General features: G+C 43.6%; 6 protein-coding genes and 4 tRNA genes. 7 read left to right on the top strand and 3 right to left on the bottom strand.

What is annotated here, in order from left to right; translation table 11 throughout:
• Positions 1-570: 570 nt before the first annotated feature.
• Together pssA and AB4585_RS21645 are read right to left on the bottom strand one after the other, a co-directional pair.
• Positions 571-1,911, bottom strand: coding sequence for a CDP-diacylglycerol--serine O-phosphatidyltransferase (pssA, locus tag AB4585_RS21650; protein ID WP_029235079.1), 1,341 nt, complete (start codon positions 1,909-1,911; stop codon positions 571-573).
• A 91-nt stretch (positions 1,912-2,002) separates the two neighbouring features.
• Positions 2,003-2,434, bottom strand: a complete 432-nt coding sequence (locus AB4585_RS21645; RefSeq protein ID WP_017059798.1) for a GNAT family N-acetyltransferase — start codon at positions 2,432-2,434, stop codon at positions 2,003-2,005.
• A 66-nt stretch (positions 2,435-2,500) separates the two neighbouring features.
• Here AB4585_RS21645 and murB point away from each other — a divergent pair, with 66 nt between their 5' ends.
• On the top strand, positions 2,501-3,547 hold the full coding sequence (murB, locus tag AB4585_RS21640) for a UDP-N-acetylmuramate dehydrogenase (RefSeq protein ID WP_017059799.1): 1,047 nt from the start codon (positions 2,501-2,503) through the stop codon (positions 3,545-3,547).
• Entirely contained in the window at positions 3,544-4,509 is a 966-nt protein-coding gene (gene birA, locus AB4585_RS21635; protein WP_017059800.1) for a bifunctional biotin--[acetyl-CoA-carboxylase] ligase/biotin operon repressor BirA, read from the top strand. The genes murB and birA overlap by 4 nt, the downstream gene beginning before the upstream one ends.
• A gap of 7 nt (positions 4,510-4,516) precedes the next feature.
• Here the strand turns inward: birA and coaA are convergent, their stop codons facing one another.
• The gene (gene coaA, locus AB4585_RS21630; protein ID WP_017062776.1) at positions 4,517-5,440 is read right to left on the bottom strand and encodes a type I pantothenate kinase; all 924 of its coding nucleotides are present in this window, start codon (positions 5,438-5,440) and stop codon (positions 4,517-4,519) included.
• 210 nt (positions 5,441-5,650) lie between these two features.
• On the opposite strand from coaA, the gene AB4585_RS21625 reads away from it, so the two are divergent.
• The 5 genes from AB4585_RS21625 to AB4585_RS21605 form a co-directional block, all read left to right on the top strand.
• A tRNA-Thr gene (locus tag AB4585_RS21625) sits at positions 5,651-5,726 on the top strand.
• A gap of 44 nt (positions 5,727-5,770) precedes the next feature.
• Positions 5,771-5,855: transfer RNA gene (locus AB4585_RS21620), tRNA-Tyr, on the top strand.
• Between the two features lie 39 nt (positions 5,856-5,894).
• A tRNA-Gly gene (locus AB4585_RS21615) sits at positions 5,895-5,969 on the top strand.
• A 13-nt stretch (positions 5,970-5,982) separates the two neighbouring features.
• Positions 5,983-6,058, top strand: a tRNA-Thr gene (locus AB4585_RS21610).
• Between the two features lie 94 nt (positions 6,059-6,152).
• Positions 6,153-6,295: GTP-binding protein (locus AB4585_RS21605; protein WP_240798929.1), on the top strand; the 143-nt coding region annotated here is incomplete at its 3' end.

The following is a 6,295-nucleotide window of genomic DNA, read 5'->3' as shown; positions in this document are numbered from 1 at the left end:
TTTACTTTAATTGGTATAAAGACACCGAGCCCCTGCACTTCATGCTATTCCGGCACATATCAGCAAGCCTAGTCTGACGACTAGGCTTTCGTCGTTTCCTGCGTATGTGTTTTGGGTTTTAGTAGTAGATCCTTATCGCTAGCTATGAAGTACTTCTCTATATATCGGGAGGTGCTGCTTGGGAATATAGGTGGTCACTTCTAACTCTTAAGCTAAATAGAGCAGAGCACTAATCTGATTGTTTTACTATGTGAAATTCTCTATCGCGTACGTACTTCGCCCTAAGGAGTGAGACTTTATTGCTTGAATACGTAAAGGGTAATTGTCGATTATGTTCGTATTGGTACTCGTTTAGCTGCTATCTAAACCATACCTGATACACGTATCTGGAACCCTGAGACTGACTAAGGAAAAGGTAGGATGCTTAACACTTCAAGCTATCACACTCACTATGCATAAATAGAGATGTTGATTCGAAAGACCATCAAACAAACCTAAATAGCTATCTCGTAGATACAAAAACGCCTAGCGTTTGCTAGGCGTTGATAAATAGTGTCTCTAATACATCGACTACAGTATTTGCTTAAGCACCCTATCGGCTTTCACACGAGTGATCTTACGAATCAACTTCTGAACTTCCATCGGGTAGCTCTCTACCTTGTCTAACTGCTTATAAGTACAGATAAGCTGAGTGTGTTGAAGGATGTTATCCACTTCAGCCTGAAACTTGTCTGTTAGGTGATGGTAGTTATCTTGGATAAAGATACCGTTCTCTAGATCCAACTTCCATGCGCGTGGATTTAGATTATTACCTGTTAGTAGCATGTAGCGCTTATCTACCCAAATGCCCTTTAGGTGGAAGCTATTGGAATCGTGTTGCCAAAGTCGAATTGATAGATTACGGCTAGCAATATGAGCTTCATTCGCTTTAGCGAAACGGCGTAAGTTCAGTTCGTAAAGGTATGGCAAACCACCAATCGTTTTAAACTCTTCTTCTGGTGAGATAAAGAAATCATTCGCTGTCTTATCACCAACAACAATGCTGACCTTTACGCCACGCTTAAGTGCTTTCTTCACTTCTTTAGCTAGGCTAGGTGGGAAGTTGAAGTAAGGTGTGCAGATGAAGATTTCATCTTTAGCTTGAGCGACGAGTTGGTTGATTCCCTGATTCAGACGGTTACGTCTTTTACCGATACCAACCAATGGTGTTACAGCCACTTGCTCTGCTGAAACCTCTTGCCCTTCGAATTGATACTGAGACCTTGCCAATGATGCTCGAAACTGACGAATCGCTGGTTTCAGTTCTTTGGTCGCAGGCTTGTTCTTATCAGCCAGGTCATAAACAGCGCTGTCCGCAACCATCTGTTCGTGTACGTAGGCAAACATTGAGTCAGCAAGAGCTGCATTGTTTAAAACATGGTAACGATCAAAGCGATAGCGGTCATGGTAATTCAGATAGATATTGTTAAGGCTTGCACCGCTGTATATCACGCTATCATCGACGATAAAGCCTTTTAAGTGCAATACGCCAAAGACTTCTTTGCCGCGAACGGGAATGCCATAGACAGGCACAGAATGTTGATATTTCTCTGCGAACTCTTTATACATGGCTGCATTGCCTTCAGAAGACTCTGCGCCAATCAATCCACGCTGCGCCCGGTGCCAATCGACACAAACGCTCACGTCTAATTCTGGATTCTTTTGCTTTGCTTCATATAAGGCAGTTAGGATCTCACGGCCAGCCTCATCATCTTCAAGATACAAAGCGACTAAACTAATACGAGTCGTTGCGCGAGATATTTCATCAAGTAGGCGAGTTCGAAACTCTTGCGCTGATAGTAGTACTTCAAACTTGTCAGGATTCTGCGCTATGGTTGGCAACTGTATGAATGGATTCCTACTGGCAATCATATTGACTGTTTTACCTTAAAAATATGCAAAATTGCGAACCTTTAATTTTACCAAAGGGATAGCACCAAATACTAGATAATCGAGGCATTCTCTAACAATTTTGCTGATAATGCATAGGAATGAGATCTTTTCCGCTATTCGAATAGCGCTCGTATAAAACTCTTAAACCATTTGGTAGATCTTTAGGGTCTACTTGTACGAATTTGTGTCGCGCGTAAAAATTGGTGAGATGAGCGTACGCAAAGCAGTAATCATCTTCCGTAAGCGTATGTTGCGCACAATAATCCATAAGCTGGGAGCCTAATTGCTGACCACGATGTTGTTTTGATATCGCCATACCGGTAAGTAAGCGATTATTTTCTATTGTACGAAAACGCACGACACCGCACAGTTCGTTATTCAGCAATAACGAATAGATCAGTTCACTCTTATTCGCTTTTCCCGTTGGGTAATGTTCTTTATAGAAACGTTTAACTAGGGGAACCTTTACTGGGTCTAATTGAGTAATGATGACATTGTTCATTCAGTCACTGCGCCATTGGTTTATCTGCTGTAGAATGACCGCAGTGTAAGTTAATTGAATATCGCCATGCAATTCCATCTCAATGCTAGTTTAAAAAATGTTCATACTTTTTCCATCGATCAGACGTGTGATGCGTTGGTTGAAGTCACCACTACCGAAGAACTTATTTCGCTTTACAAAGACCCTAAATGGTCAGCTTTGCCTAAGTTAATACTGGGTAAGGGCAGTAATATGCTTTTTACTGAGCACTTCGCTGGCCTGGTCATCGTGAATAAATTAGCCGGGATTGAGCTGGCCGAGACGGACAGTCATCACCTACTGCATGTGAGTGGTGGCGAGGATTGGCCAAGCTTGGTTGAGTGGAGTGTGGATAAAGGGCTGGGTGGTCTAGAAAACCTAGCAATGATACCCGGCTGTTCCGGCTCTGCTCCGATTCAGAATATTGGTGCGTATGGTGTTGAGCTACAAGACGTATGCGAGTATGTCGATATCCTGTGTCTGGATACTTATACAGTTAAGCGATTAAGCAAAGAAGAGTGTCTCTTTGGTTACCGAGATTCTATTTTCAAACACGCTCTCTACGATAAAGCGATTGTTGTTGCGATTGGTTTAACGTTGCCGAAAGAGTGGGAGCCATGCAATCACTATGGCCCGTTAAAAAGCCTAGCAGCCGATACGCTCTCCCCTCGCACTATATTTGATGAAGTGTGTGCTATCCGTTCAAGTAAGCTGCCAGACCCTAGAGTACAAGGGAATGCGGGTAGCTTCTTCAAAAACCCTGTGATCACCAAAGATCATTTTGATCGCTTGTTAGCTCTATATCCAAATATGGTTGGTTATGAGAGTAATGACATGATCAAAGTTGCTGCTGGCTGGCTGATTGATCAATGCCAGTTCAAGGGTGTGACAGAAGGTGGCGCTCAGGTTCACCCCAACCAAGCATTGGTTATTATCAATTATGATGAGGCTTCTGCTGTGGATATCCTTAAGCTTGCAGAGCGAGTGCGCCAGTCCGTTTTGAATAAATTCGATATTCGATTGGAACATGAAGTGCGCTTTATGGGACGAGACTGCGAGACAAACTTGGATAAGGCTTTGGAGTCATTGGCATGAGAGAGCACAGTACCAAGCTTGCACTATTGAGATGTCTTGCTGACGGTGAGTTTCATTCAGGTGAAGACCTAGGTGAAATGATTGGCGTATCACGAGCGGCTATCAGTAAGCACATTAAAGGTATTCAAGAGTGGGGTTTAGATATCTACCGAGTACAAGGCAAGGGTTACAAACTAGCCAGTCGTTTGGATATGCTTGACCAAGACAAATTGTCTGCAGTTAGTCGCGATGCTTCTCTTGAACTCATTCCCATCATAGGTTCTACAAACCAACACCTATTAGAGCGCACTAACACCCTCGAATCGGGTTCTGTCTGTATTGCTGAATATCAAGCTGCGGGTCGTGGACGCCGTGGACGAGAGTGGGTATCACCATTTGGTGCAAACCTCTATCTTTCAATGTATTGGAGACTCGACGCGGGGATGGCTGCCGCAATGGGCTTAAGCCTTGTGGTTGGTGTAGCTGTTGTTGAAGCTTTGGAAGAGATGGGCGTAGAAGGTGTAAAGCTTAAATGGCCGAACGACCTTTACCACAATGACAAGAAGCTTGCAGGTATCTTGGTCGAGCTGTCAGGACAGTCTGGCGGCGCTGCGCATATTGTGATTGGTTTAGGGCTAAACCTATCCATGGATCCAACAACATCAGGTATTGGCCAGCCATGGACTTCCCTTAAAGAAGTGTGTGATGGGAAGGTGCCAGACCGTAACCAGTTAGCGCAGGCTCTGATCAATGCTTGGGATAAGTCACTTGTCGACTACGAGTTGAAAGGAATGTCCAATTTTTTAGAGCGTTGGAACCGCTTGGATAATTTCTTAGGTCGCAATGTTAGATTGATCATTGGACCTAGAGAAATTGAAGGTGTTGTTCAAGGCATCGATGAACAAGGTGCTGTATTGCTCAAAACTGAGAATGGTGTCGAGAGCTATATTGGTGGCGAGATATCGCTAAGAAAAGGCGACTAAGGCGTTACTATTTTCTTAGTAACACTTCTTCAACCATATGATCTGCGCCTTTACGTAGAATCAGGTGAGCCCTTTCTCTTGTCGGAAGGATATTTTGTTCAAGGTTCAAGCCATTAATTGAACTCCAGATACCTTCTGCTTTGTCCAATGCGGCTTGGTTCGATAATTTAGTGTAATGACTAAAGTAAGAGCCAGGCTTAGTAAACGCGCCATCGCGGAATTTCATAAAGCGATTGACGTACCATTCTTTGATTTGTTGGCTATCAGCGTCAACATAGAGTGAGAAATCAAGGAAGTCTGAAATAAACACGCGATGTGGCTCGTGTGGATAATTCATTCCGGTTTGTAAAACATTAAGCCCTTCAATAATAAGCACATCTGGTAGGTCGACGCACTTAACGTCATCAGTAATATTGTACGTAAGATGCGAGTAAACAGGGGCTGTGACATTTCTCTTGCAAGCTTTTACATCCGAAACAAAGTTCACTAAACGCTTGATATCGTAAGATTCAGGAAAGCCCTTTTTGCTCATCAACCCTTTCTCTTTTAACACCTCGTTTGGATATAAAAAGCCATCGGTTGTCACTAGTTCAACTTTTGGGTGGTTTTCCCAGCGAGAGAGTAGGGCTTTAAGCAGACGCGCAGTGGTACTTTTGCCAACAGCTACGCTACCCGCAATACCGATGATAAAAGGTGGCGCTTTCTCTTTCTTATCTAGAAATTGGTGGAGTACCGAGTTTCTATTCTGTCTGGCTGCCACATAGAGGTTCAATAGACGAGATAGCGGTAGATAGATCTCTACTGCCTCTTCCATTGTGAGCTTTTCATTGATGCCTTGAAGCTCTTTTAAGTCGCTCTCAGAAAGTGTCATCGGAACTAAATTCCTTAGCTCAGACCAACGTTCGCGGTCAAATGACATAAATGGGCTCATACAAAACTCTATAGTGGATAACAAAACAAGTGCATGGAAAATACATCAAGCGATAGATAAATAAAATATCTTCCTGTACTAGATGCGGGTTAAAGACGTAAACCTTGAGCTAAATAGCCGTATGTAGGAGTTTGGTCAGAGAATTTTGCACTTTTTTTCAATTTACTATTGCAAGGTGGAAAATCATTCAATAAAATGCGCCCCACTTGTGCCGACTTAGCTCAGTAGGTAGAGCAACTGACTTGTAATCAGTAGGTCACCAGTTCGATTCCGGTAGTCGGCACCACTTTCTCCCTTCCTATAAGGCAAGCGAGAGAAAGCTCAAAATTTGGAGAGGTTCCCGAGTGGCCAAAGGGAGCAGACTGTAAATCTGTTGGCACTGCCTTCGATGGTTCGAATCCGTCCCTCTCCACCATATTCTAAAGGTTAAATAGCTCAAACAGAGTTACGTGTTGCGTGCATCGTATAATGGCTATTACCTCAGCCTTCCAAGCTGATGATGCGGGTTCGATTCCCGCTGCACGCTCCAACTCATTTTGTGTGCTGATATAGCTCAGTCGGTAGAGCGCACCCTTGGTAAGGGTGAGGTCCCCAGTTCGACTCTGGGTATTAACACCAGTCTAAAGCTTCTTCTCCTTTAATAAAGAAAACCATTTTTTTGGTTGCGTGGTCTTATTTTAAGCCACCTAATCCGTACCTAGAGGGACACCCCATGTCTAAAGAAAAATTTGAACGTACGAAACCGCACGTAAACGTTGGTACTATCGGCCACGTTGACCACGGTAAAACAACTCTAACTGCTGCTATCTGTACTACACTTGCAAAAGTGTACGGTGGTGTTGCTAAAGATTTCGC

The sequence above is a fragment of the Vibrio sp. 10N.222.49.C9 genome, assembly GCF_041474985.1.
Taxonomy (GTDB): domain Bacteria; phylum Pseudomonadota; class Gammaproteobacteria; order Enterobacterales; family Vibrionaceae; genus Vibrio; species Vibrio crassostreae_C.
The sequence above is the reverse complement of the archived record's forward strand: the minus strand, read 5'-3'. Positions and strand labels throughout refer to the sequence as shown.